24 protein-coding genes are annotated in these 25,244 nt (G+C 47.5%); 12 read left to right on the top strand and 12 right to left on the bottom strand.

All coding sequences use genetic code 11. The features are described from left to right. Together E4T80_RS13150 and E4T80_RS08890 are read left to right on the top strand one after the other, a co-directional pair. Positions 1-1,286 (top strand): YadA family autotransporter adhesin (locus E4T80_RS13150; protein WP_194188939.1); only part of this gene is annotated, 1,286 nt, incomplete at its 5' end. A 118-nt stretch (positions 1,287-1,404) separates the two neighbouring features. Then, on the top strand, positions 1,405-2,544 hold the full coding sequence (locus E4T80_RS08890) for a DUF2827 family protein (protein WP_135057549.1): 1,140 nt from the start codon (positions 1,405-1,407) through the stop codon (positions 2,542-2,544). Positions 2,545-2,590: 46 nt separating this feature from the next. Here E4T80_RS08890 and argH read toward each other — a convergent pair whose 3' ends face one another. Together argH and pepQ are read right to left on the bottom strand one after the other, a co-directional pair. After that, on the bottom strand, positions 2,591-3,967 hold the full coding sequence (gene argH / locus E4T80_RS08885) for an argininosuccinate lyase (protein ID WP_135057546.1): 1,377 nt from the start codon (positions 3,965-3,967) through the stop codon (positions 2,591-2,593). Between the two features lie 100 nt (positions 3,968-4,067). Continuing rightward, a complete protein-coding gene (gene pepQ, locus E4T80_RS08880) occupies positions 4,068-5,384 on the bottom strand; it encodes a Xaa-Pro dipeptidase (RefSeq protein ID WP_135057543.1) in 1,317 nt (438 codons plus the stop codon). A 29-nt stretch (positions 5,385-5,413) separates the two neighbouring features. On the opposite strand from pepQ, the gene tusA reads away from it, so the two are divergent. The 3 genes from tusA (at position 5,414) to E4T80_RS08870 (ending at position 7,640) form a co-directional block, all read left to right on the top strand. After that, the gene (gene tusA, locus E4T80_RS08875) at positions 5,414-5,656 is read left to right on the top strand and encodes a sulfurtransferase TusA (RefSeq protein WP_135057540.1); all 243 of its coding nucleotides are present in this window, start codon (positions 5,414-5,416) and stop codon (positions 5,654-5,656) included. 93 nt (positions 5,657-5,749) lie between these two features. Beyond that, positions 5,750-5,971, top strand: a complete 222-nt coding sequence (locus E4T80_RS13010; RefSeq protein ID WP_194186339.1) for a hypothetical protein — start codon at positions 5,750-5,752, stop codon at positions 5,969-5,971. Next, complete coding sequence (locus E4T80_RS08870; protein ID WP_135057537.1) at positions 5,904-7,640, top strand: protein-disulfide reductase DsbD; 1,737 nt, start codon at positions 5,904-5,906, stop codon at positions 7,638-7,640. Before E4T80_RS13010 ends, E4T80_RS08870 begins: the two co-directional genes overlap by 68 nt. Before the next feature lie 34 nt (positions 7,641-7,674). Here the strand turns inward: E4T80_RS08870 and priA are convergent, their stop codons facing one another. The 3 genes from priA to rraB all read right to left on the bottom strand — a co-directional run bounded on the left by priA (position 7,675) and on the right by rraB (position 10,845). Beyond that, the gene (gene priA, locus E4T80_RS08865; RefSeq protein WP_135057534.1) at positions 7,675-9,885 is read right to left on the bottom strand and encodes a primosomal protein N'; all 2,211 of its coding nucleotides are present in this window, start codon (positions 9,883-9,885) and stop codon (positions 7,675-7,677) included. A gap of 6 nt (positions 9,886-9,891) precedes the next feature. Beyond that, entirely contained in the window at positions 9,892-10,353 is a 462-nt protein-coding gene (locus E4T80_RS08860; RefSeq protein ID WP_135057531.1) for an FxsA family protein, read from the bottom strand. Between the two features lie 63 nt (positions 10,354-10,416). Then, positions 10,417-10,845, bottom strand: a complete 429-nt coding sequence (gene rraB / locus E4T80_RS08855; protein ID WP_135057528.1) for a ribonuclease E inhibitor RraB — start codon at positions 10,843-10,845, stop codon at positions 10,417-10,419. 156 nt (positions 10,846-11,001) lie between these two features. Here rraB and ilvD point away from each other — a divergent pair, with 156 nt between their 5' ends. From ilvD to E4T80_RS08835, 4 genes are all read left to right on the top strand, one after another. Further along, positions 11,002-12,837, top strand: coding sequence for a dihydroxy-acid dehydratase (ilvD, locus tag E4T80_RS08850; RefSeq protein WP_135057525.1), 1,836 nt, complete (start codon positions 11,002-11,004; stop codon positions 12,835-12,837). Between the two features lie 54 nt (positions 12,838-12,891). Beyond that, positions 12,892-13,278, top strand: a complete 387-nt coding sequence (locus E4T80_RS08845) for a hypothetical protein (protein WP_135057522.1) — start codon at positions 12,892-12,894, stop codon at positions 13,276-13,278. A gap of 53 nt (positions 13,279-13,331) precedes the next feature. Continuing rightward, positions 13,332-14,255 (top strand): aminoimidazole riboside kinase, encoded by a 924-nt coding sequence (locus E4T80_RS08840; protein ID WP_135057519.1) that lies wholly within the window; start codon positions 13,332-13,334, stop codon positions 14,253-14,255. 89 nt (positions 14,256-14,344) lie between these two features. Next, complete coding sequence (locus E4T80_RS08835; RefSeq protein ID WP_135057516.1) at positions 14,345-15,787, top strand: glycoside hydrolase family 32 protein; 1,443 nt, start codon at positions 14,345-14,347, stop codon at positions 15,785-15,787. A 45-nt stretch (positions 15,788-15,832) separates the two neighbouring features. Here E4T80_RS08835 and E4T80_RS08830 read toward each other — a convergent pair whose 3' ends face one another. From E4T80_RS08830 to add, 6 genes are all read right to left on the bottom strand, one after another. Continuing rightward, positions 15,833-16,150, bottom strand: a complete 318-nt coding sequence (locus E4T80_RS08830; RefSeq protein ID WP_135057513.1) for a DUF2322 family protein — start codon at positions 16,148-16,150, stop codon at positions 15,833-15,835. An 18-nt stretch (positions 16,151-16,168) separates the two neighbouring features. Then, positions 16,169-17,020, bottom strand: coding sequence for a cell division protein FtsN (ftsN, locus tag E4T80_RS08825; RefSeq protein ID WP_135057510.1), 852 nt, complete (start codon positions 17,018-17,020; stop codon positions 16,169-16,171). A 67-nt stretch (positions 17,021-17,087) separates the two neighbouring features. Continuing rightward, positions 17,088-17,723: a thiamine ABC transporter ATP-binding protein gene (gene thiQ, locus E4T80_RS08820; protein WP_135057507.1), complete on the bottom strand. Its 636-nt coding sequence runs from the start codon at positions 17,721-17,723 to the stop codon at positions 17,088-17,090. Continuing rightward, the gene (thiP, locus tag E4T80_RS08815) at positions 17,723-19,303 is read right to left on the bottom strand and encodes a thiamine/thiamine pyrophosphate ABC transporter permease ThiP (RefSeq protein ID WP_135057504.1); all 1,581 of its coding nucleotides are present in this window, start codon (positions 19,301-19,303) and stop codon (positions 17,723-17,725) included. Before thiP ends, thiQ begins: the two co-directional genes overlap by 1 nt. An 89-nt stretch (positions 19,304-19,392) precedes the next feature. Further along, positions 19,393-20,475: a porin gene (locus tag E4T80_RS08810; RefSeq protein ID WP_135057501.1), complete on the bottom strand. Its 1,083-nt coding sequence runs from the start codon at positions 20,473-20,475 to the stop codon at positions 19,393-19,395. Positions 20,476-20,533: 58 nt separating this feature from the next. Then, entirely contained in the window at positions 20,534-21,559 is a 1,026-nt protein-coding gene (gene add / locus E4T80_RS08805; protein WP_135057498.1) for an adenosine deaminase, read from the bottom strand. 111 nt (positions 21,560-21,670) lie between these two features. On the opposite strand from add, the gene lpxB reads away from it, so the two are divergent. Continuing rightward, positions 21,671-22,831, top strand: coding sequence for a lipid-A-disaccharide synthase (gene lpxB, locus E4T80_RS08800; RefSeq protein WP_135057561.1), 1,161 nt, complete (start codon positions 21,671-21,673; stop codon positions 22,829-22,831). Here the strand turns inward: lpxB and E4T80_RS08795 are convergent. After that, on the bottom strand, positions 22,821-23,216 hold the full coding sequence (locus E4T80_RS08795) for a SufE family protein (protein WP_135057495.1): 396 nt from the start codon (positions 23,214-23,216) through the stop codon (positions 22,821-22,823). The two genes, lpxB and E4T80_RS08795, sit on opposite strands and share 11 nt — an antisense overlap. A gap of 110 nt (positions 23,217-23,326) precedes the next feature. On the opposite strand from E4T80_RS08795, the gene clpP reads away from it, so the two are divergent. After that, positions 23,327-23,917, top strand: a complete 591-nt coding sequence (gene clpP / locus E4T80_RS08790; protein WP_135057492.1) for an ATP-dependent Clp endopeptidase proteolytic subunit ClpP — start codon at positions 23,327-23,329, stop codon at positions 23,915-23,917. Beyond that, positions 23,917-25,179: an ATP-dependent protease ATP-binding subunit ClpX gene (gene clpX, locus E4T80_RS08785; protein WP_135057489.1), complete on the top strand. Its 1,263-nt coding sequence runs from the start codon at positions 23,917-23,919 to the stop codon at positions 25,177-25,179. The genes clpP and clpX overlap by 1 nt, the downstream gene beginning before the upstream one ends. Positions 25,180-25,244: the final 65 nt, after the last annotated feature.

Genomic DNA, 25,244 nt, shown 5'->3' with positions numbered 1-25,244 from the left:
CAACGGCAGCATCAAATTCAGCGTCCACTGCAGATAGTTCAGCGAAAGCCGCAAGTACTTCGGCAAGTGCAGCGGATAGTTCTGCAACTCAAGCTGGCTCGTCCGCAACTGCCGCATCAAATTCAGCGTCCGCTGCAGATAGTTCAGCAAAAGTAGCAAGCACTTCGGCAAGTGCAGCAAACAGCTCTGCAAATAAAGCCGATTCTTCAGCAACTGCCGCATCAAATTCAGCATCTGCTGCAGATAGTTCGGCAACAGCAGCAAACTCCTCAGCAAACGCAGCGGACAGCTCCGCAACTAAAGCGGGTTCTTCCGCAACGGCAGCATCAAATTCAGCATCTGCCGCAGACAGTTCAGCAACTGCTGCTAATTCTTCTGCAAGCGAAGCATCAAGCTCGGCAAGTAATGCTGAAAGTTCCGCTACGGCAGCAAGTTCTGCTGCAAGTTCGGCAGGTAGCTCGGCAACTAGAGCAGATTCATCTGCAACGGCAGCTGCTAGTTCAGCATCATTAGCGGACAGTTCGGCAACAGCGGCAAAAGCGTCCGAAAGTGCAGCAAAAGGTTCAGCAGATAAAGCAGAAAATATCGCTCAGAAAATTGAAGATGCCGGTTTGATCAGTAAAGATGGTAAGACAGCCTTTAGTGCAAATAACGATAGTGGTGCAGATAGCTCAAAAGCTACCGGTAAAGATGCTACGGCACTTGGCTACGGATCGGAAGCAACATCGGAAAATACCACCGCCATTGGTAATAATGCGAAAGCAACCGCACAAAATGCGAGTGCGTTAGGTCAAAATGCAAAAGCAACAGCGAAAAAATCCGTTGCGGTGGGGCATAACGCAAAAGCCAAAGCAGATAATTCGGTTGCATTAGGGGCAGATTCGGTTGCCGATGAACCAAATACAGTTTCAGTCGGTAGCGTCGGTAAAGAACGCCGTATTACTAATGTTGCAGCAGGTGTGAAAGGCACGGATGCGGTAAATATGAATCAACTTAATCAAGTAAAAGGTCAAGTTGAGTCCGTCCGTAAAGAGCTAAGAAAAACCGATAAGAAGCTGCGTGGCGGGATTGCCGGTGCAACCGCCGTTGCCAATATTCCTCAAGTAACGCAAGCGGGCGCTAATATGGTTGGTGTCGGCGTGGGGAACTACAAAGGGCAAAGTGCCGTTGCAGTCGGCTACTCGAAATTAAGTGATAACAATAAGGTTATCTTTAAAATGAGTGGCGCAGCAACCACGCAAGGCGATTTCAATATTGGAGCCGGTGTCGGTTATCAATGGAAATAATCTTATAATAGGTTGGAAATCACTCAGGCAGATGCCTGAGTGATTTTTTATCAGATTTGTAAAATATCTGCTTTATCTCACCGCTTGCGGTGTAAAGCCAAAACTCTATTAGCTGACTATGCGTAAATATAAAATCGGTATTACCTTTAATTTAGAAAGTAAAGTAACAGATATTTGGGCAAACGGTGCAAATCAAAATGTGATCCATTTGTTCCATTTATTTCAACATTCCGACATTGTTGAAGATGTAGTATTGGTCTCTTGGGGGCCGGAAAAACGCACCGAGCCGCCGGCGGGATTTATGTTGGAGGATCTTTCACTTAAATTTGCCTATATTGATGATGTTATTGACGAGTTAGATGTGCTGATTGAAGGTACGCTCACGATTGAACCAAATCAACGTGAACGTATGCACGCTCACGGCGGGAAAATCGTTGCCTATAAAATAGGGAATGATTTTATTATGGATATGGAGTATTTTTTGTTTGACAAACCGGCAGGTCGGATCTTCAACGGCACGGTTTTTGATAGCGTTTGGCTTATCCCGCAACACGAAAATACCTGCTATTCCTACTTTTCCATAATGTACAACAGCCCAGCATTTATTGTACCGGCTATTTGGTCGCCAATTTTCTGTGATAAGGTGATCAAGCGGTTGAAAGAGGCGCATAATTTGCAATTTGGTTATCAACCGAATCTCAACGATACGGCAAAACGAATTGCTTGCTTTGAAGCGAATATCAATGTAGTTAAAACCAGTTTTACGCCTATCTTGATTTGTGAACAAGCCTATCGCACAGATCCGAGCAAGATTAAACATTTCTATGCCTGTAATACTTACGATAAGAAAGACAATCCAACCTTCTTTAATTTCATCGGGCGAACCCAAATTGTCGGTAACAATATAATGACGGTAGAAGCTCGCTATCAAATGCCTGATTTTCTGACACGTTATGTCGATATTGTGTTGAGTCATCAATGGGAAAACGGGCTAAACTATGCCTATAATGATGCGCTCTACGGCGGCTATCCGTTTATTCACAATTCTAAATTGTTACCTAAGGGCGTGGGGTATTATTACGATCAATTTGATGCTTTTGAGGGAGCAAAAGTGCTGCTGGAGGTGATTGAAAATCACGATAAACGTCATCAGGCGTACGTTGAAAGGGCAAACGAGTATCTTGAATCGCTGTTACCGACCAATCCGGTAAATGTGTATTTGTACGAAAAAGAGATCAAACGTTTATTTGAAAAATAAAAGAACGGCTAACGTTTCAGCGACGTTAGCCGTTTTGATTATCTGCTTATAACATTAGCTGGGCTTTGGCATAGGCTATCGCTTCAGCCACGCGTTCCAAATTAACGCCGCCTTTGGCACAACGTTTTGCTAAGCAAGAGTCAAGTGAGAGAATCGGATATACGTCGTCTGCAATCGCTGGGTGGAAACGGCTAAATTCGGTTAAGCTCAATTCCTCTAAGGCTTTACGTTGGCTGATCGCATAAACGACGGCTTCGCCGACAATATGATGCGCTTCACGGAACGGAATGCCTTTTGCAACCAAATAATCGGCTAATTCGGTCGCATTTGCATAACCTTGTTGTGCCGCCTCTTTAGTGCGTTCGGTATCCACTTTAATGTCTTCCAGTACCAAAGCGGAAATATTGACGCACGCCTGCCACGTTTCAATCGCATCAAAAATACCTTCTTTGTCTTCCTGCATATCCTTATTGTAGGCAAGCGGTAAGCCTTTCAGGGTCGCTAATAATCCGGTTAATGCGCCGAACACCCGCCCCGTTTTTCCCCGCACCAATTCGCACGCATCAGGGTTTTTCTTTTGTGGCATTAGTGAAGAGCCGGACGTTACTCGGTCGGATAACTCGACAAAATGCGATTCCCCACTGTTGAAAATGATTAAATCTTCGGCAAAACGAGAGAGGTGCATCATACTGATAGAGGCGGCGGCAAGTAGTTCGAGAACGTGATCACGGTCGGACACACTGTCTAAGCTGTTGCGGGTTGCCGTTTCAAAGCCTAAATGCTGTGCCAGTAGATCCCGATCGATCCCGTACGCCGTACCGGCTAACGCGCCTGAACCCAGCGGGCAAGTATTCATTCGCCGATAAGCATCGCTAAGGCGGGAATAATCCCGCTCCAACATTTCATAGTATGCCATACACCAATGGGCAAAGGTGATCGGCTGTGCCCGTTGCAAATGGGTATAACCCGGCATAATCGAGAGTTGATTTTGCTCGGCAGTTTCCACCAATTTAGCCTGCAAAGCACGGATCGATTCTTGTAATGAAAGCACTTGGGCTTTACACCATAATTTCATATCCACCGCCACTTGATCGTTACGGCTGCGGCCGGTATGCAATTTTTTACCGAGATCGCCAACCCGTTTGATTAGCTGCAATTCAACCCAACTGTGAATATCTTCCGCATCTTCTTGTAGCACAATAGCTAAATTTGGTGCCACTTCGGCACGCAACTGTTTAAGAGCTTCAATAAGCTGGGCTAACTCTTGGGCATCAATAATCCCGACAGAGTGAATCGCCTTTGCCCAACCGATTGAGCCGTCAATATCTTGCAATGCAAGGCGATAATCGAAACGTAATGAATCGTTAAAATATTTGAATTGTTGGTCTGCTGCTTGACTAAAGCGTCCACCCCAAAGTGCCATAGTAATGTCCTTCATTTTGCAAATAAATCAGCGGATCACACCGCTTGTAATGGGCTTATTATTGCATAATTATGCAAATTCTCTAAATAATTATTGAAACCTAACCAAATTGAGCGGCTCGTGCGGTTAAATTTTCTGCGCCGTTAGCGCGGATCACCACATTGTCTTCGCTGCGAATGCCACCGAACTGTTTAAACTGCTCAATCTTCTGCCAATTAAATTGTTTGGCAAGCGGGTGATTTTTCCACTGTTTGAGTAACATTTCAATAAAATAAAGCCCCGGTTCGATCGTCAAAACCATTCCTTCTGCGAGATCACGGGTACATCGCAAGCTCGGATAGTCCTGCGGTGCGGCTTTATGCGTGCCACGGGCATTTTGTTGAAAGCCCGCCACATCGTGCACCTGTAAACCGAGCAAATGCCCCAACCCGTGCGGGAAAAAGCTGCGGCTAATCCCTAGCTCAAAAATATCATCGGGCGATAAGCGGACAAAATCAAACTCGTGCAGTAACCGGGCAATCCATTTATGCATTTGGGTATGATAGCCGAGATAATTAAAACCCACTTCAAGTTGATCGATGATCAATAGCTTCAACTGATCCAAGCGGCTCACCAATTCGGCAAATTCACTTTTCGGATCAAAAGCATAGCTGCGGGTAATATCGGCAGCATAGCCTAAATAGCTCGCGCCGGCATCCAATAAAAAACTGTGGCGTTGTGCGGGCGGCTGCGTCGCCAACTTGGTATAATGCAAAATCGCACTGTGTTGATTGAGGGCAACAATATTGCCGTACGGCACATTGTTGTCCGATTGCTCGGTTGCTTGCAAGTAGGCTAGGTTGATGTAAAACTCGCTTTTCCCCTCAAAAAATGCCGCTTTTGCCACCCGATGCCCCTTCAACGCAATACGTTGTGCCTGATAAATGCACGCAATTTCAAATTCACTTTTGATCGAACGGGCAAAATGCAGTACATTTAGCACCTTTTTCGGATTGATTTCACGAAAGCCGAGGGCTTGCGCCAACTCGTGATCGTTGCCGATAAACGCACAATATTGCGGATTATGCAGGCAGCTCGTCATCTGTTGGCTCTCGGTGAGAATATGCCAGTCAAATTGATCGGCAAAAAAGGCTTCCCTCGGCGGCTGCGGCGTGCAGTGCCAATAGTCTTGCGGTGCAAAATAGTAGATTTTCGGCTTGCTTTTACCGTCTAAAAACAACCAACTTTGCTCAGCATTCGGATCGGGAAAAATATAATTGAAATGGGGATTAACTTTAAACGGCGCAGTTTGATCGTCTAAAAAATAACGTTGAGCTGCACCACTGTAAATCCACAAACCGTCTAAACGGCACAATTCCAGTGCGGTTTGCACCTGTTGCTGAATGCGTGCCAAATGGTGTGAAAATTGCTGCTGCATTGAATAACCTTTAACTTATCGGATTGAAAATGACTGAATTAACCATTAACCAAACCCTTGATACCCTTGGGCTACGCTGCCCCGAACCGGTAATGCTCACCCGCAAAACCATTCGCAATATGGCAGACGGTGAAGTTTTATTGATTATTGCGGACGATCCCGCCACAACCCGTGATATTCCGAGCTTTTGTGAATTTATGGAGCATCAGTTGCTCGACAGCCAAACGGATAGCCCCCCATATCGCTACTGGGTCAAAAAAGGCTTGGCATAGTGTGTCGATAATATACGCAAGCGGTCGGTTTTTCACGTTTTTTTGCTATTTTCGTGCCACATTTCGCTTTTTCAGCACACAACGCACCCCATTATGAGACGGACGCCGACGTGGCGTCCCGACATTCTGCATAAAATACCGATTTGTACAATAGCCATATTGCAAATACTTCTGCCGAACGTACCGCTTGAGCCGGACTGGGCGAAAATGTTAGACTTGTCCCATTTTAATCTCGCAGTCAATGCCTATGTTAATCCGACTTTTTTCCCTCTTTTTGATGCTGTGGGCAGTGCCGAGCAGTGCCGGTTTGTTTGACAATAAGTCGACATTTCTCAGTAATGAGCAGGCATTTGCATTTTCCTCGGCACAATCCGATCAGCAACTCCTGTTGAACTGGCAAATCGCTGACGGTTACTATCTCTATAAAAAAGAGCTGGTCATTACGCCGCAAAACGTTGAATTGGGTGAAGTGCAATTGCCGCCCAGTGAACCGCATCAAGATGAGTTTTTCGGCGAGGTGGCGATTTATCGCAATCAATTAACGATTCCCGTGCCAATTCTTGCGCAGCAACCTAACAGTCGGGTGAGCGTACGTTATCAAGGCTGTACCAAAGGGTTTTGTTATCCGCCGGAAACAGTAACGCTCAATCTTGATACACAAGCGGTTAATTCCGGCGCAGATGTTGCAAACACATCGGTTGAACCGACCGTTTCCCAAACGCAACAAACGCAAATGCCGACCGTACAGGCAGAGCAAGATCGTTTGGCTACGCAGTTATCGGAAAACCGTTTATCCGTTTTCTGGTTTTTCATCTTAGGGATCGGGCTGGCTTTCACCCCTTGCGTCTTGCCAATGCTGCCGCTGCTGTCGGCAATCGTCATCGGCAACCAGCAACGCCCGAACAGTTTGCGGGCATTACTGCTTAGTGTAAGCTATGTGCAAGGAATGGCGCTCACCTACACCCTGCTCGGCTTGATTGTGGCGGCGATCGGCTTGCCGTTTCAAGTCGCCTTGCAAAGCCCGCCGGTATTGATCGGTTTATCCGTTTTATTCACGCTATTGGCGTTGTCAATGTTCGGGTTATTCACCATTCAACTGCCAAATAGCTGGCAACAAAAGCTCAATCAACTTAGCCAACAGCAAAAAGGCGGCTCGCTGGTTAGTGTCTTTATAATGGGAATGATTGCGGGACTGGTCGCTTCCCCTTGTACTTCCGCACCGCTTTCAGGGGCATTATTATATGTGGCGCAAAGCGGCGATTTACTCACCGGCGGCTTGGCACTCTATCTGCTTGCGTTGGGAATGGGCATTCCGTTGGTGCTGATTACGCTATTCGGTAACCGTATTTTGCCGAAATCGGGCGATTGGCTGCTCAAAGTAAAAACCCTATTCGGCTTTGTGATGTTAGCATTGCCGATCTTTCTGCTCTCAAGGATATTGCCAACCAATGCCGAACCGTTGATGTGGTCGGCATTGGCAATCGCTTTCTTGGTTTGGGCAAATGAACAATTTAGCGCGTCAAAGTGGTGGCAAAAAGGCTTGCGAGTACTAATGTTAGCGGCATTATGCGTGAGCGCAAAACCGTGGACGGATCTCGTCTGGCAAACCAACACGCCTGCCGAGCAAGTAGCAAGCCATTTCACTCGCATTCAATCGTTAGCCGAATTGGAAAAACAGCTTGCCGCCAGCCACGGCAAAAAAGTGATGCTCGACCTTTACGCCGATTGGTGCGTAGCGTGCAAAGAGTTTGAAAAATACACCTTTGCCGATCAAAACGTCAAAGCCAAGCTAGCACAAATGGTTGTTTTGCAGGTGGATATGACCCAAAATTCCCCAGCCAATGATGAATTGATGAAACATTTCAACGTCTTAGGGCTACCGACCATTCTTTTCTTTGATGAACAAGGCAAAGAACTTAATTCCTCCAGAGTTACGGGCTTTATGGCAGCCGAGAGCTTTTTAGACTGGCTGAATCGATTATAGAATACAGGGAAGCATTGACGCTTCCCTGTTTCATTTAGCTCAAATCCTGTGGGTCAATATCTAACGTGAGGCGAATATCATTTCGCACAAACGCTGCTCGGTGGCGGTCGAAATAATCCAGTAGCCTTTGTAAGATGGTGCGAGAGGAATGTTGCACAAGCAAATGCCAACGGTAATGACCGGCTTTTTTTGCCATTGGTGCAGGCATTGGTCCAAGAAATTGAAGACCTTCCACCCCTTGTTGCTCGCCGATCTGCTGTAAGCAAGCGGTCAGTTGTTGCAGAAAATCGGCAACTTTTTGGTTCTCCTTTCCCGTCGCCCGAAATAGCACTTGGGCGGAAAACGGTGGCAACCCCATTATTTGTCGTATTTTCAGCGCTTGTTCGGTAAATGCCGCATAGCCTTGATTGAGCAAGCTGTTAAGCAAGGGGTGATCGGGGTAATGGCTCTGCAACCACACTTCCCCTTGTTTAGTCGAGCGTCCCGCACGGCCGGCAACTTGCACATAAAGCTGCGCCAGCCGCTCTTCCGCACGAAAATCCGTTGAAAACAGGCTGGCATCGACATTCACCAATGCCACCAATGTTACATTGGGAAAATGATGCCCTTTGGCTAACATTTGCGTGCCGATCAAAATTTGACTTTTTCCGGATTGAATATCGTTTAGCTGCTGCTCAAGGCTGCCTTTTCTGGCGGTACTGTCCCGATCGATACGGGCAATTTGATAATCAGGGAAGCGCTCGCCTAACACCCGTTCCAACTGCTCCGTGCCTAATCCGGTCGTCAGCAGATTGGTTGAGCCGCATTCGGCACATTGACGAGGCACAACCTGTTGGGCGGCGCAGTGATGGCAGCGTAAAATCCGGCTTTTTTGGTGATAAGTATAAGGTTTGTCGCACGCGCCGCACTGACATATCCAGCCGCATTCGTGACAGAGCAGCACGGGAGCAAAACCTCGCCGATTAAGAAACAGCATTACCTGATTGCCCTGTGCTAAATGGCGTGTCATTTCCGCCAATAAGCGTTCGGATAAGCCAAAAAAAATACGTTGTTGTTTTAAATCAATCAGTTGTTGCGTAGCAAATTGGGCATTTCCCGCCCGTACATTGAGCGATAATCGCTCAAACTTGCCTTTCTGCACATTGTGCAGGCTCTCTAAACTGGGGGTCGCCGAGCCGAGAATAATCGGTACGTTGCAGTGTTTGGCACGCAATATCGCCAAATCTCGTGCGTGATAGCACCAGCCCTCTCGCTGTTTGAATGAGCTGTCGTGTTCTTCATCAATAATCATCAGCCCCAACCGCTCAAACTGGGTAAACAGGGCGGAGCGAGTACCGATTATAATCGCACTTTCGCCCTGTTTTGCCCGTTGCCACACGTTTAGCCGCTGGCTTTCGTTCAAGTTGGAATGAAGGACATCAATCTCAACATTAAAACGTGCTTGAAAGCGTCGGATAGTTTGCGGGGTCAGCCCGATTTCCGGCACTAACACGAGGATCTGTTCCCCCCGCTTCAACACGCTTTCAATCACCTGTAAATAGACTTCCGTTTTGCCCGAACCGGTTACGCCGTCCAATAAAAATGCACCAAAGCCCTGTGTGTGAGCGAGGCGGCTGACCACAAGGGTTTGCTGTTTATTCAAGGTTAAACGGTTCGCGGCGTGGCAAATCGGCTTATCCGCTAACGCTGCTTGCCAAGTGCGCGAGACAACAGGCTGCGAGTGGGGGGCAATCAAGCCCTTTTCAAGCAGGGCTTTCCAAGCGGATGCGCTACAAGCGGTCGGTTTTTCAAAAAAATCGGCAAATTTGGCTAGTGTCGCCAATAATTGTTGTTGGGCTTTGGCACGCTTCAAACGCTCGTCATTTAACGCTGTTCTGCCCAAATCGGTAACTGAAAAATAGTCGGGCGTGCTTCGCTCATTCGCCTCGCCTTGACGCAGTTTCACCGGCAACGCACTGTGCAACACTTCGCCGAACGGTGCGTGGTAATAATGCGCCGCCCATTCCAGTAGCTGCCACATTTCTTGGCTGAATAGGCTGTGTTCGTCCAACACGGCGGAAATCGGTTTGAGCTTTTCAGTCGCAATTACCGTTTCGGTTGGGAAATCGACCACAATACCGATTTTCTCTTGACGACCAAACGGCACGCGCACCCGCACGCCTTTTTCGGCGTGAAGCGGTTCGGGTAAAAGGTAATCAAAATAGCGTGCCAACGGCACGGGGAGAGCAAGGCGGACGAGTTTCATTACAGATTATTTAAGCCATTTGTCTTCGTCTTGTTTGCGTTCAAATTCCGCTTCAAAGGTCGTATTGGAACGATCAGGGCGATGCTCGCTAAAGGTCTGGAATTTTACTTTACTGGCAAAGGCTTTCACGGCTATTCCTTGAATTAAGCTGCGGGTGAAAGGGAGCAATAGCAGCAGGGCGAGAATATCACTCAAAAAGCCGGGGATCAAAAACAGCACGCCGGCGATAGCAAAAAAGACCGAGGAAATGACCGCTTGCGTTGGCAGTTGCCCCTGTGCCAGTTGCTGGCGGATCTGGAGGACGGTCATCACGCCCCGTAATTTTAACAGCCACAGCCCGATTGCCGAAATGGCGATCATCACTAAGATCAGCGGGAATACACCGATGCTCGATCCCACGCTAACCAGCAATGAAATTTCACAATAAATGTAAAAAAACAGCCCAAAAACAAAAATCAAAATTGGCATAATGCCCCCTTATTAGATTGAATGTGGGATAGATTGGGTCAAATCGGGCATTTTCAATGCACTTTAGTGGCGAGATGTTGGCTCGTCTTCGTCAAATTCATCGTCAAAAAATTGCCCGTCTTCGCCGTATTCGTCTTCCTCGCCGTTCGGATCTTCAAAATAAGTTCCCCAACCTTCGTATTCCGCACCGGCTTTTTCAATTAACGGCAGCAGCTCTTTTTGTTGGGCGGTGATTAACTCGGCGTCCAGTTTGAGTTCGGAGACAATATCGCACACGAACAACAAGTTGCCGTTTTCTTCCTCCACTTCCTCCGCATCGGAAATTTCATAGCCTAGCTTGTAGACATCGACCACCAATTTTTCCAGTTTGTCGAAATCACAGTGGGCAACGTGATGCTCAATGATATAAAGTGCGTCCGGATCGCTGCCGTCCGCTAACAGCGATGCGATAATTTCATCGGTTTCGGTTCTTAATGCGTTAAAATCGTACATTTTTTCTTCCTCATTTTTATCCTAGATAAGCGCCTTGGCTTTTGCTACTATTGTACCCCAGTTTTATCGGCAAGCGGTCTGTTTTCAGGCTTTTTTTTGCAAAAACAGTCAGTATCGACAAAATATAACGCACACAACATTTTACTTGGAGAGATTATGCCAAAATTACGTTCGGCGACCAGTACGCAAGGTCGCAATATGGCAGGGGCGAGAGCCTTATGGCGTGCCACAGGAATGAAAGAAAACGATTTCGGAAAGCCGATTATTGCGGTGGTTAATTCTTTTACCCAATTTGTGCCGGGGCACGTTCACCTAAAAGATATGGGGCAGTTGGTGGCCGCAGAAATTGAAAAAGCCGGCGGTGTGGCGAAAGAATTTAACACCATTGCGGTGGATGACGGCATTGCAATGGGACACGGCGGAATGCTTTATTCACTGCCGTCCCGTGATTTGATTGCCGATTCGGTGGAATATATGGTTAATGCCCACTGCGCCGATGCGATGGTGTGCATTTCCAACTGCGATAAAATCACACCAGGTATGCTAATGGCGGCATTACGCCTAAATATTCCGACCATTTTTGTCTCCGGCGGCCCGATGGAAGCGGGTAAAACCAAATTATCCGACCAAATCATCAAGCTCGATTTGGTGGACGCAATGGTGCAAAGCGCCGATAAAAACGTATCCGATGATGATGTCAATGCAATTGAACGCTCCGCCTGCCCGACCTGCGGTTCTTGCTCGGGTATGTTCACCGCCAATTCAATGAACTGTTTAACGGAAGCGTTAGGCTTGAGCTTGCCGGGCAACGGCTCTTGCCTTGCCACCCACGCAGATCGCAAAGGGCTGTTCTTGCAAGCGGGCAGACAGATTGTAGAACTTTGCAAAAAATATTATGAGCAGGACGATTTTTCCGTTCTCCCTCGTGCCATCGCCACCAAAGAGGCGTTTGATAACGCAATGAGTTTGGACATTGCAATGGGCGGTTCAACCAATACGGTCTTGCATCTATTGGCGGCAGCGCAAGAGGCGGAAGTGGATTTTACAATGGCGGATATTGACCGTTTGTCCCGCCGCGTGCCGTGCTTGAGTAAAGTTGCGCCGAATACCGCCAAATACCATATGGAAGATGTACACCGTGCCGGCGGGATTATGGCAATTCTCGGCGAGCTGGATCGGGCAAATTTACTGAATAATCAAACCCGTACCGTATTAGGAATGAGCCTCGCAGAGCAGATCGCCCAATACGATATTATGCTGACTCAAGATGAAGCGGTGCATCGGTTTTTCCGTGCCGGCCCGGCAGGTATCCGCACAACGCAAGCGTTCTCGCAAGATACCCGTTGGGAAACAGTCGATAACGACCGTGAAAACGGCTGTATCCGCAGCAAAACCCACGCTTATAGTCAAGACGGTGGTTTGGCGATGCTCTCCGGCAATATCGCATTAGACGGCTGTATTGTAAAAACGGCCGGTGTAGATGAAAGTATCTTGACATTCAGCGGCAAAGCCATCGTGTTTGAAAGCCAAGAAGATGCCGTGGCGGGCATTTTAGGCGGCAAAGTACAGGCAGGGCACGTTGTGGTTATTCGCTATGAAGGGCCGAAAGGCGGACCGGGAATGCAAGAAATGCTGTATCCGACCAGCTATTTAAAATCAATGGGACTAGGCAAAGCCTGTGCCTTGCTCACGGACGGACGTTTCTCCGGCGGCACATCAGGGTTATCTATCGGACACTGCTCGCCGGAAGCGGCGGCAGGCGGGACGATCGGTTTAGTGAAAGACGGCGACACGATTAACATTGATATTCCGAACCGCTCAATCCAACTGATCGTCTCCGATGAGGAACTTGCCCAACGCCGTGCCGAACAAGACGCAAAAGGCTGGCAGCCGACAAACCGCCAACGTGAAGTGTCATTTGCCTTGAAAGTGTACGGTCATTTCGCTACATCGGCGGATAAAGGCGCAGTGCGGGATAAATCCAAAATTTAAGTATAACGAAAGGGCGCATAATGCGTCCTTTCTTTTTTAGACAAGCAGGTAAAAATGATGTTTAGATTATATTTGGCACTTTACAGTATGGCTTTGTTAGTCGGCTGCGCACCGAGTGAAACAACACGTTTATCCAAACCGCAAACGCCTGATAACATAGCACAATGCCCTTTCGGGCGATGTGCCGAGCAAAATACAGCGATCGAAGCCCCCATTGCTCTTGTCGGTGCATTATTGATGGTTGCCTTAAACAAAACGCACGCCGATTTTACCCTCCAGACAAAACAACCTCACGCGACACCTTTTTACCTAAAGCCAGCGGTGCCTTACCAAGAGGTACGAAAATCCCCAAATCCATCCCCTATTAAGCAACCGTTGTCGGAAATCAGGAAAAAAACATTAAATTTTGATCCGAAACAGTTTCACAAATTGCAAAACTAAACCGTTTTAGCTACTATTTCACCCAATTTTTCACGATTAAAAAGGCAACATTTATGAGTAAAATTTGGGTATTAGGCGATGCGGTCGTAGATTTAATTCCCGATGGCGAACATCACTATTTACGCTGTGCCGGCGGCGCACCGGCAAATGTCGCTGTCGGCGTTGCCCGTTTAGGCGGTCAAGCCGGCTTTATCGGGCGAGTCGGCAATGATCCGCTCGGCAAATTTATGCGGCAAACCTTGCAGGCGGAGAATGTCAATACCGATCAGATGATTTTAGATCCGAAGCAACGCACCTCCACCGTTATTGTCGGGTTAGATGAGGGCGAACGTAGCTTTACGTTTATGGTCAATCCGAGTGCCGATCAGTTTCTAGAAATCGGCGATTTACCGCATTTCCAATCGGGCGATTTCCTACACTGTTGTTCGATTGCATTAATCAACGAACCGTCCCGTTCTACCACCCTTGAGGCAATTCGCCGCATCAAAGAGGCAGGCGGCTATTTTTCGTTTGATCCGAATTTGCGAGAATCCCTGTGGGGCTCCCTTGAGGAGATGAAACAAGTCGTCAATCAAGTGGTTGCAATGGCAGATGTACTGAAATTCTCCGAAGAAGAATTAACCTTACTCACCAACACGACCAGCCTTGAAGCCGCTACCCGGATAATGACAGCGCAGTATCCGCAAAAACTGATCATTGTTACGTTGGGCAAAGACGGGGCGATTTTCCATCTCAACGGCATCAGTAAAACCGTGGCAGGCAAAGCGTTAAAGCCGATTGACACCACCGGCGCAGGCGATGCGTTTGTCAGCGGATTACTGGCGGGATTATCCGATGTCGGCGACTGGCAGACAGAAAGCGTATTGGTTGAAGTGATCCGCAAAGCCAATGCCTCCGGCGCATTAGCTACAACGGCAAAAGGGGCAATGTCCGCCCTGCCGAATAAAGCGCAACTCGAAGCATTTTTAGCCCAATAACCTATTGACAAGCGGTCTGCCAACGCCAATTTTTTGCAAAATAGCCTATTTAACGCACCGCTTGCATTCACTTTTTATCGGAGATGACAATGCACATTTTTAATCAAGGCAAATACAAAAGCCTGCACGCACAAACGCACGGCGAGCTAGACCGTATTCGCCGACAAGTTGAACAAGATAAAGATTTCCGCCCCCGTTATCATCTTGCCGCCCCGACAGGACTATTAAACGATCCGAACGGGCTACTTTTTGACGGCGAGAAATACCACATCTTCTACCAATGGTTTCCCTTTGACGCCATACACGGAATGAAACATTGGCAACATTTTACCACCACCGATTTTCAAACCTTTACCGCTGCCGATATGTTGATCCCCGATGAGCTGTTTGAATCCCACGGCTGCTACTCGGGCGGGGCGATTTTATGGCAAGACAATATTGTGGCGTTTTATACGGGCAATACGCGCCGAGCGAGCGATAATCAGCGCATTCCGCACCAAAATATTGCGATTTTTGACAAATCGGGGAAATTGTTGGAAAAGCGTTGTATTATGGATCGCGCCCCTGACGGCTACACGGAACACGTCCGTGATCCGAAGCCCTTTATCACCGCAGAAGGCAAAATTCGCTTTGTGTTAGGTGCACAACGGCAAGATCTCAGCGGCACGGCATTACTGTATGAAATGGCGGATTTAACGGATACCCCCCGTTTACTGTCTGAATTAACGATTGTGCCATTTGATAACGATAAGGTATTTATGTGGGAATGCCCCGATCTGTTCCAGTTAGACGGCAAAGATCTGTTTATCTGGTCGCCACAAGGAAAAGCACGGGAGGCAAAACGTTTCCAAAACAATTACCACGCCACCTATGCACTGGGCAAGCTGGAGGGCACAACGCTACACGCCGAGCATATAGAAGAACTGGACTACGGCTTTGATTTTTATGCGCCGCAAACTATTCAGAATGCACACGGGATATTGTACGGCTGGGTTGGGCTGCCGGATTTAACCTACCCGACCGATGACTATAAATGGCATTCAATGCTCACAATGCCGCGTCAGTTGAAAGTTAAAAACGGGCGGCTTTACCAACAACCGATTGCCAAAATTTATGCGCAATTAGGGGAAAAGCAATCACATCAATTAGCGGGAATTGTACACCTTGACGGCTTAGATACCGCCTATTTGCAAATTACTGTTGAAAACCAACCGCTTGCTATTCAGTTCTTTAACAACGCACAGGGGCAACACCTCAACCTGCGGTATGAAAACGGCATTGTCAGCCTTGATCGCAGCCAAACGACACAAACGGCGTTAATGGCAGAATTTGGTACGCTACGGCAGTGCGAAATAGCAGATTTGCAGTCTATTGAGCTTTTTTTCGATCGTTCGGTTGTGGAGATTTTCCTCAATCACGGCGAGAAAGTGCTCACCTCCCGTTTCTTTATTCAAGATCGCCAAAATTGCCTGCAAGTTTCACGTCCGGTGCAGGCGGAAATCGCACAAATAGCGGAGATTGTTTATCGCTAACCACAAAAAAGGGACACAATGTGTCCCTTTCCTCAAATCTAAAGATTACTTTGCGTTAGGTTGTAATTGCAAAGTGAGATCTTGCTCAATCACCTTTAACAGCAAATCGATATTCGGGTGTTTGCCGATATTTTGCTTAGCATCTTCAAGATGTTCGGCAAACCACGCAATTCCCTGTGATGCCGCTGTTTTATCAAGTGTTCTGCCAAATTTTTCGGCTAAGGCGTTGTAAAGTTTCAATGAGCCTAATTTACCTTCCTGTGCAGGAATATGGTGAACAGGCTCACCACTTGCATTTAATACGTCCAGCCCGCTCAAATGGCTGATGTCGGGAAAGGTGGCTAAATAATCTTTAAACTGCATAATGCGCTCCTATATTGATTACATTCCAACGATTAAACATTCCGCCACGCTGCGTGAGTTCGATTGTGCCGCCGAAGTAGCAGCGCGGTCGCCAATCGGCCCGATCACCACTCTATTCCACTCACCGTTACTGTTAATTCTGGCATTATAGCCTGCCATTGCCAAGCGAGCCTGCATATTTTCCGCTTGCGCTTTATTTTTAAACGCACCACATTGCAAGCCGTATTTACCCGCTGCCGGTTTTGCGATATCCGCAGGTTTGGCTGCACTGGCAACCACTTTTGCCGGCTCTTGTTTCGGTTTTTGCGGTTCGGTTGCTTTGGTTTGAGCTTTTACCTGTGCCTGCTGTTCTGCTTTTTTAGCAGCCTCTTGCTGTTTTTTCAGCTCGGCTTGGCGTTTTTCTTCTGCCAATTGCTTCTCTTTTGCCTTTTTCAGTGATAGTTCTTCGGCTAAAGCCGCATCGGTTTCGGAAGAAGCTGTTTCCTTCGTTTGCTCATTTAGCTGAACCTGTGCTTGAGCGGCTTGTACTTGTTGTAGCTTGCGTTGCTCCTCTTCTTTTTGGCGTTGGAGCTGCTGCTCTTGCTCTTTGGTTAATTTAGCCAGTTTGGAGTTTTTATCCACCGGCACTTCACGGGTTTCCAAATCACGAATATAGCTATATACCTCTTCCGGCGGAGAAGGCAGGGTACTTTTCGGCTGGGAAGGGGCAACGGTTTGTGTTGGAATGGTTTGAACAGGGGCATTCTCTTTTAGCACCCAAAGTCCAAGCCCGCTCATCATCAGCAATAATATTAAAATGGCTAAAATCAGCGAACGGTTCGTGCCTTTTTTATTTTTTTTAGCACGTGCAGCGTAATCACGGTTTGGCAAAATAATCCTCGCAAGAATGAAATGAAATCAATAAATTATCCATATTACTCAAAAAATGCCCGCTTGGCTAGGGGCGTGATACGATCCTGCCGTTTTCAACTTGAATAAAGCGATCAAATAAGGCGGCACTCTCCTCAAATTGATGGGTAACCATTACCAGCGTGAGTTGGCGTTGTCGGCAAATTTGTTCGACCAGTTGTTGCATTTCAAGGCGTTTTTGCGGATCGAGTGCGGAAAAAGGTTCGTCTAGCAATAAGATCGGTCTATCCCGTAACAAAGTGCGTGCTAATGCCACCCGCTGTTTTTGCCCGCCGGAAAGTTGATCCGCTCGCCGAGACAATAAATCGGCAATCCCCATTTGCTCGGCAATATAGGCAATTTTCTGCTGTTGAGTGGCACTAAAGCTCAGCCGAGGCACTAAAGCTAAACCGATATTCTGTGCAACAGTGAGGTGCGGGAATAAATTATTATCTTGAAACAACATTGAAACGGGACGTACAGCCGGTTCGGTGGCAAAATGGTTTTGGTTATCCAGCCAAAGTTCGCCTCGGTCGGCTTTATCAAAACCGGCAATTAAATTCAGCAAGGTGCTTTTTCCCGCCCCGCTTTCACCAATCACTGCTAAACGTTCGCCACGGCTAACATTCAGCTCAAATTGCATCGGCATATCGGGGTAATCAAAATCTAAATGTAAACGAATCATTATCGGCTTTCTTCTTGGTCAATCAATAAAAACGGCAAAAAGGCGCAAACCATCAAGATCAATGCCGTAACCGCGGCATCTTCGCTACGGTAGCTGCCTAATTGCTGGTAGAGTAAATAGGGTAAGGTGCTGAAATCGGGGCTGCCGAAAAAGGCAATGACCGAAAAACTGCCTAAGCTGGCGGACATTGCCAACGCAAAGGCGTTGCGTAGCGGTCGGCGCAGGTAATATGTTTCTACAATCCACCAACGGCGAATGCCGCTCAACCCCAAGCTGCGCGCAAGTTTATCTTGATTGACCAACACTTCCCACATCGCCGTAAATAACAGACGGTAAATATAGGGCAGCAGCATTAAGCCGTTACATACCCCAATCAACAGCAACAAATGGCAGGGGGTTAATTCAACGTCCATCAGCAGTAAAAATAGCCCGACCGCCAACATAAAGACCGGAAAAATCAACGGATAAGAGCTGATTCCGCTTAGAATAATCTGTCTGATTTTGTGGCGATGATAAGCTTGTTGGCGGGTTTCTAAGGCTAATAAATACGCAATACCGATCACAAACACGCTAGCAATCAGGCTTAATACCAGTGAGTAGAAAAAGGCTTGCCACAAACTCGGATTTGCCAACCGAGAGAGAAGATCGGATACGGACAAAGCCGTCCAGATCACATTGATGATCGGCACAATAATCAGTAATACCGTTAATATCAACACCCATTGCAACGTCATTCGGGCAAAACCGTTCAACGTCGGTTTCCAAATCGCAACGGATATTCCGGCAGCTCGGTTCGGTCGCTCGGACAGCCGGCTGGCGTAATCCATCAGTAATTGTAAGCCTATCCCGACACTGATTTGGGCGATAATCAACCAAACGGCTTTTGCAAAATCAAACTCAAATGTAACCGCTTGATAGATTGCGACTTCAAGGGTACTGTATTTCGGTCCGCCCCCCAGCATTAACACAATCGGAAAACTGGTGAAGCAAACCAAAAACACATTCGTGAAAGCATAGGGCAGAACGTTTTTGAGTGCTTGCCATTCGACAATCCGAAATGCTTGCCAACCGGTTAAATTTAATTGGGCGGCGAGTTGGTGTTGATGGCTGGGAATAAAATTCAGCCCCTCAAGGCAATATTTTGCCACGAGCGGAATATTCAAAAATAGGTGGGCTAAGATAATACCTTGTAAGCCATAGAGCGAAAACCGCCATTCAATGCCCAAAAATCCCAACCAAGCAGCGAGCCAGCCGGAATGTCCCCATACGCCAATAATCGCAAAAATCACGACCAACGAAGGCAATGCCCACGCAAAGCTGATCCATTTATACAGCCACGTTTTACCGGAAAAATTGAGATAAAAAAAAGCACGCGCGAGCAACAGCCCCCAAATGAGCGAGAGTGTCGCAGAAATGCCCGCTTGTAGTACGCTATAAGCGAGCAACTGCACAGTTTCGACAAAAGACCAAAATGTTTGCCCGTCGTGATGGTTAAATAATGCCCACAGGCTAAATGCGTAAAGCCCGAATAGGCTAAAATAGACCGACCACGCCGTATATTGGGTAAGTTTGCGTAACATTTTGTTCCTTTGGTAAAGACAAGCGGTCGAATTTTAACAAAAATTTACCAATGCCCAAAATAAAAAGGGGCATTTCGCCCCTTAATCATTTACCAATATGCCCGTAAACCGATCACTGTTTGGTTATGGCGAATTTTACTCGCTAACTGATCGCTTGTGTGATTTTTGGTGCGGGCAGTCTGCCACTCAACAAACGTTTTCAGGTGCTGCGGCACGAGATAGTATTCCGTTCCCAGCATAAATTGGTGGGTTTTCGCGTGATTTCCCCCTTTTAACGCATTGGTTTTGTAAGCATACATTGTGTAAGCCGCCCAATCATCCGTTAATTTTTGTAGCAGTATGGTGCGTACCTCTTTTTGTACCCGTTTGCTGCCCGCCAAATTTTGATTTCGGGTTACTCGGCGCTCTAAATCCAACCCGATGGTTGTTTTGTCAAAAGTATAGGCAGCACCGACAGAATAAGCCGTTGCCTCAACGGTAACATTCCCTTTGCCATAACGCTCTCGACTAACGCCGGTTGCCAATTTAATGCTTTGATTATCGGCAAATTGGGTACGATAAATTGCTGCCGCCCCCCACACGTCTTTACGTTTATCGGCTAAATCCAGCCCTAAATTATCCCGTTTGCTTGAACCGCCGTAATAGCCACCGAGTTTTAGCCCCTCTACCCCTTTATACACATATTGAAGCGAACGGCGGGCGGCATAGTTGAGTAAGCCATCACTTAAACTCAGCGTATTGGCAAGATCGGTCTGTTTAACTTCATCGGTAATCACCGTTTGATGACCGTAAGTCAGCTCGCCGAATTGTTTATGCCCAATTCCCACATAAAGTTGGCGGGTATAAATATCATCAAAATCGTGTTGCGAAGCGGCTGTGCCACGAAAGCGCCACTCAACACGCCCTAAGGCATAAAAATCGTCCGTCAGTTGCTGCTTAACACGGAAACCGAAACGTGAACCATTATTGCGCACCGCTTGATTAACGTGCTGACGGATAGTGGTTTGGTTGGCATAGTTATCCGTTTTGGTGGTGGTGCTACGCCATTGTAGCCGTGCAGAACCGCCAAAATCCAACGTAGTACCGCTTTCTTTACTATCAATTAAAGTATAGGCCTGTACCGAATTGGCGGCGATCGCCCCTATTGTTAAGGCAAGCAGTGTTTTTTTCATCATTTGCTCCGAAAATAAAAAATCCTTGCCTAAGTATAACCTGACCGTTGGAAATCCGTCAGCAAAGATTTGCCGTTGCCCAACGTTGTTGCACTTTCTCCCACAATATCTGCTTATCTTCTGCGCACAAAAAGGCGGCTTGCACGGCATTTTGCACCAGTTGGCGTGCTTCAACATTCGTGAGGCGGTAATCCCGCTTGAGTAATGCGAACTCGTGTGCAACCGTGGTGTTGGAGACCGTCATATTGTCGGTATTGACCGTTGCCACTACGCCCCGTTCTAAATAATGACGCAGCGGATATTGGCTTAAACTCGCCACCGTTTTGGTTTGTAAGTTGCTACAAGGGCACATTTCAAGCGGTGTCTTGCGCTCAATTAATTGCAAAACCACCGCGTCGCTTTCCACTGCACGCACCCCGTGTCCGATGCGGGTTGCGCCGAAATCTAACGCCTGCTGCACACTGTCTGCACCGGCGGCTTCGCCTGCGTGGAGGGTAAACGGCACGCCAAGTGCCACCGCTTCGCTAAAGAGTGTTTGGTAGTGCGCTGTCGGGTACAATCCCTCTGCACCGGCTAAATCAATCGCGACAACCCCTTGTCCAAGGTATTTTTGCGCCAGCCGTACGGTCTCGTGATTTTCCGCCTGATTATCTTCGCCTCGCATACAACACAGGATCAGATTAACCTTAAACAGAGAATGGCAATTTTCGACGGCTTGCAAACCGGCGATTGCTGCCAATACCGCTTGCTCCTGATCCATTGTTTTTTGGGTATGAAGCTGCGGCGCAAAGCGGATTTCCGCATACAGCATTTGTGCCTGATCCAAACGTTCGATTAAATGGGTTACCGCTGCGGTGAGTGCCTGCGGCGATTGCAAAACGGCAAGGGGAATTTCAAAACTGCGTAAATATTGATTTAAGTCGCTGCAATCATGCGGGGCTGAAATAAAGGATAGTAACTGGGTCGGATCGGTGGTCGGCAGCGAAATTGCCTGTTTTTTCGCCCACTCTAAGAGCCATTGCGGCGAAAGCGAACCGTCCAAATGTAAATGCAGATCAATCATTGCATAGCGTTCAATATTCATTTTTGCTCCCTTTGAGAATAAAACGACAAATTCTAAACAAAGTGTGTGGAAAAGACACGTTTTTGTTCATAATGACTTATAATGGCATTTATTTATTACATTTCTGCCCCTATGACACATTCATCTCCCCTAATTGCTGTGGTTGCCGGCGAAATTTCCGGCGACATTCTCGGCGCAGGCTTAATCCAAGCACTCAAATTACACTATCCCAATGCCCGTTTTATTGGGGTTGCCGGCCCCAAAATGTTGGCGAAAGGCTGCGAAACGTTGTTTGATATGGAAGAGATTGCGGTAATGGGCTTGGCGGAAGTGGTTAAACATCTGCCCCGCCTACTCAAACGCCGCCGCCAAGTGATCGACACAATGCTGGCGCAAAAACCGGCGGTGTTTATTGGGATTGATGCGCCGGATTTTAATCTCGGCATTGAGGAAAAGCTCAAAGCACACGGCATTAAAACCGTCCATTACGTCAGCCCGTCTGTGTGGGCGTGGCGGCAAAATCGGGTGCATAAAATCGCACGGGCAACGGATAGCGTCTTGGCGTTTTTACCCTTTGAAAAAGCCTTTTACGATCGTTTTAATGTGCCGTGCCGTTTTGTCGGGCATACAATGGCAGACACTATCCCGCTCAAACCGAACCGCCAAGCCGCCTGTACGGCTTTAGGCTTGGACGAATCGCAACGCTATTTGGCGATTTTAGTCGGCAGCCGCAGTAGCGAAGTCGCCTTTTTAACCGAACCATTTCTGAAAGCGGCAAAGATTTTGCAACAGCAATATCCCGATATTCAACTGCTCGTGCCGCTCGTAAGCGAAAAACGCCGCACGCAATTTAACGAGATCAAACAAAAGGTCGCCCCCGATTTAACGGTGAAAATGCTTGACAATCAAGCGCGTGAGGCAATGATAGTGAGCGAAGCGACTTTGCTTGCCTCCGGCACAGCGGCGTTGGAAGCAATGCTATGCAAATCACCGATGGTGGTGGGCTACAAAATGAAACCGCTCACCTATTGGCTCGCCAAAAAACTGGTGAAAACCGATTACATTTCATTGCCAAATTTACTCGCTAACCGACCGCTTGTCCCGGAGCTTATTCAAGAAGAGTGCAATCCGGACAACCTCGCTCGGCATTTAAGCATCTATTTTTCACCTAATCCGGCTGATCTTCAGCATAAAGCGCAACTTCAGCAACAATTTGCCGATCTGCATCAGCAAATTCAACGCAATGCCGACACCCAAGCAGCGCAAGCGGTGGTGGAATTGCTTAACGACTAAGTGCCGCAGCCGCCCTCACTTTCGCTTGAATTTGGGCTAAACCGTTTAAACGGGTGGCAGTGAGGTGGCGGGTAATCTGCAACTCGTCAAACAGGGCGTGTAAATCGAATTGTTGTAATTGTGCGGCGGTTTGCTCCGTCAAAGCAGCGAGAATAATCACCAACAGCCCTTGCATTAAGCGAGCATCGCTGTATGCGTGAATTTGGCGGGGAGTCAGGCTAAATTCAAACCATAAACGGCTTTCGCAGCCGTGGATTTGTTGCCATTGTGCCAGCTCATCAGCGGAAGGCACGGGCAGGCGGCGGCTCAGTTGAATGAGCAAGCGGTATCTTTCTTCCCAAAATTTGCAACGGGCAAATTGGGCGTAAATGTCGGCAAGTTGCATCTTATCCTCTCTATCAAAGGTGCAGATTGTAACGTGCCGGCTACTTTATGCAATCTTTAAATTTTGCTAGAATTGCACACTTTTTTATAAATGAGATAAAGGAACGAACAATGGCAGTGATCCCAATGGTCGTAGAGCAAAGCGCAAAAGGCGAACGTGCTTACGATATTTATTCCCGCCTGCTCAAAGAGCGCATTATTTTCTTAAACGGCGGTGTGGAAGACGAAATGGCAAAACTGATTGTGGCGCAACTGCTCTTTTTGGAAGCGGAAGATCCGGAAAAAGACATTAGCCTCTACATTAACTCACCGGGCGGAGCGGTTACTGCCGGTATGGCGATTTACGATACGATGAATTTCATCAAACCGGACGTCAGCACCGTCTGTATCGGACAAGCCTGTTCAATGGGCGCATTTTTGCTGTCTGCGGGCGCAAAAGGCAAACGCTTTGCCCTGCCGCACGCGCGGGTGATGATTCACCAACCGTTAGGCGGCTATCGTGGACAAGCGTCCGACATTCAAATTCACGCCCAAGAAATTTTAAAAATTAAACACACCCTCAATCAACGTATGGCGGCACATTCCGGTCAGCCCCTTGAAAAAGTGGAAAAAGATACCGATCGGGATAATTTTATGTCCGCCGAAGAAGCAAAAGCCTACGGCTTAATTGATGAGGTTGTTACGCATAGAGATCAAAAATAATGGATAAATTTGAACAAATGCCCCATTGCAGTTTTTGCGGTAAGCGCAAAAATGAAGTGGATGCCTTAATTAAAGGCGAAGAAGGTTTTATCTGCAATGAATGTATTGAGGAAGCCTACGATGTCTTAAACGGCACGGAAGAACAGGCTGAGGCTGAAACCGAGCAAACAAGCGGTGAGAAAGGCGATGATTTTTTCAATCAGATCCCGACACCGCACGAAATCCACGCCCACTTGAACGAGTATGTTATCGGGCAGGAACACGCTAAAAAAGTGCTATCGGTGGCGGTATATAACCACTATAAACGCCTAAAAAGTGCCGCGTCCAATTATCAAGACACAGACGGTGTAGAACTGGGTAAAAGTAATATTTTATTGATCGGCCCGACCGGTAGCGGTAAAACCTTATTGGCAGAGAGCTTGGCACGCCGCTTGAATGTGCCGTTTGCGATTGCCGATGCCACCACCCTCACCCAAGCAGGCTATGTGGGCGAAGATGTGGAAAATGTGATCCAAAAATTGCTGATGAAGTGCGATTTCGACCAAACCCAAGCGGAACGGGGCATTATCTTCATTGACGAGATCGACAAAATCACCCGTAAATCCGAAAATCCGTCCCTCACCCGCGATGTGTCCGGCGAAGGCGTACAGCAAGCGTTGCTGAAACTGATTGAAGGAACGGTGGCAAATATCAACCCACAGGGCGGGCGTAAACACCCGAAACAAGACACGATTGCGGTCGATACCTCAAAAATTCTGTTCATCTGTGGTGGCGCATTCGCCGGCTTGGACAAAATTGTCGAAACCCGCACCAATAAACAAGGCGGCATCGGCTTTAAAGCAGAGCTGAAAAAAGAGAAAGATCGTGAAGCGCTCACGGAATTATTCAAAAAAGTCGAACCGGAAGATTTGGTGAAATTCGGCTTAATTCCGGAGCTAATCGGACGCTTGCCGGTGATTACACCGTTAGCGGAATTGGACGAGGCGGCGCTTATTCAGATTTTAACCGAGCCGAAAAATGCGCTCATCAAGCAGTATCAAGCCCTGTTCAAAATGGAAGGTACGGAGCTGAAATTCACCAAAGATGCACTGATTGCGATCGCACAAAAAGCGATTTCCCGCAAAACCGGCGCACGCGGTTTACGCTCGATTGTGGAAGAACTATTGCTGGATACAATGTACGATTTACCGTCTTTGAAAGCGAAAAAAATCACTATTGGTAAAAACAGCGTAGAAAAAGGTGATAAACCCAAAGTAGAATAAATTAAAAGGCGGGCAGGTTACGTCCGCCTTTCGATTGCAAGCGGTCAGATCCCATAGACAGTTTA

It is taken from the genome of Muribacter muris (genome assembly GCF_004569585.1).
GTDB classification, from domain to species: domain Bacteria; phylum Pseudomonadota; class Gammaproteobacteria; order Enterobacterales; family Pasteurellaceae; genus Muribacter; species Muribacter muris.
The sequence above is the reverse complement of the archived record's forward strand: the minus strand, read 5'-3'. Positions and strand labels throughout refer to the sequence as shown.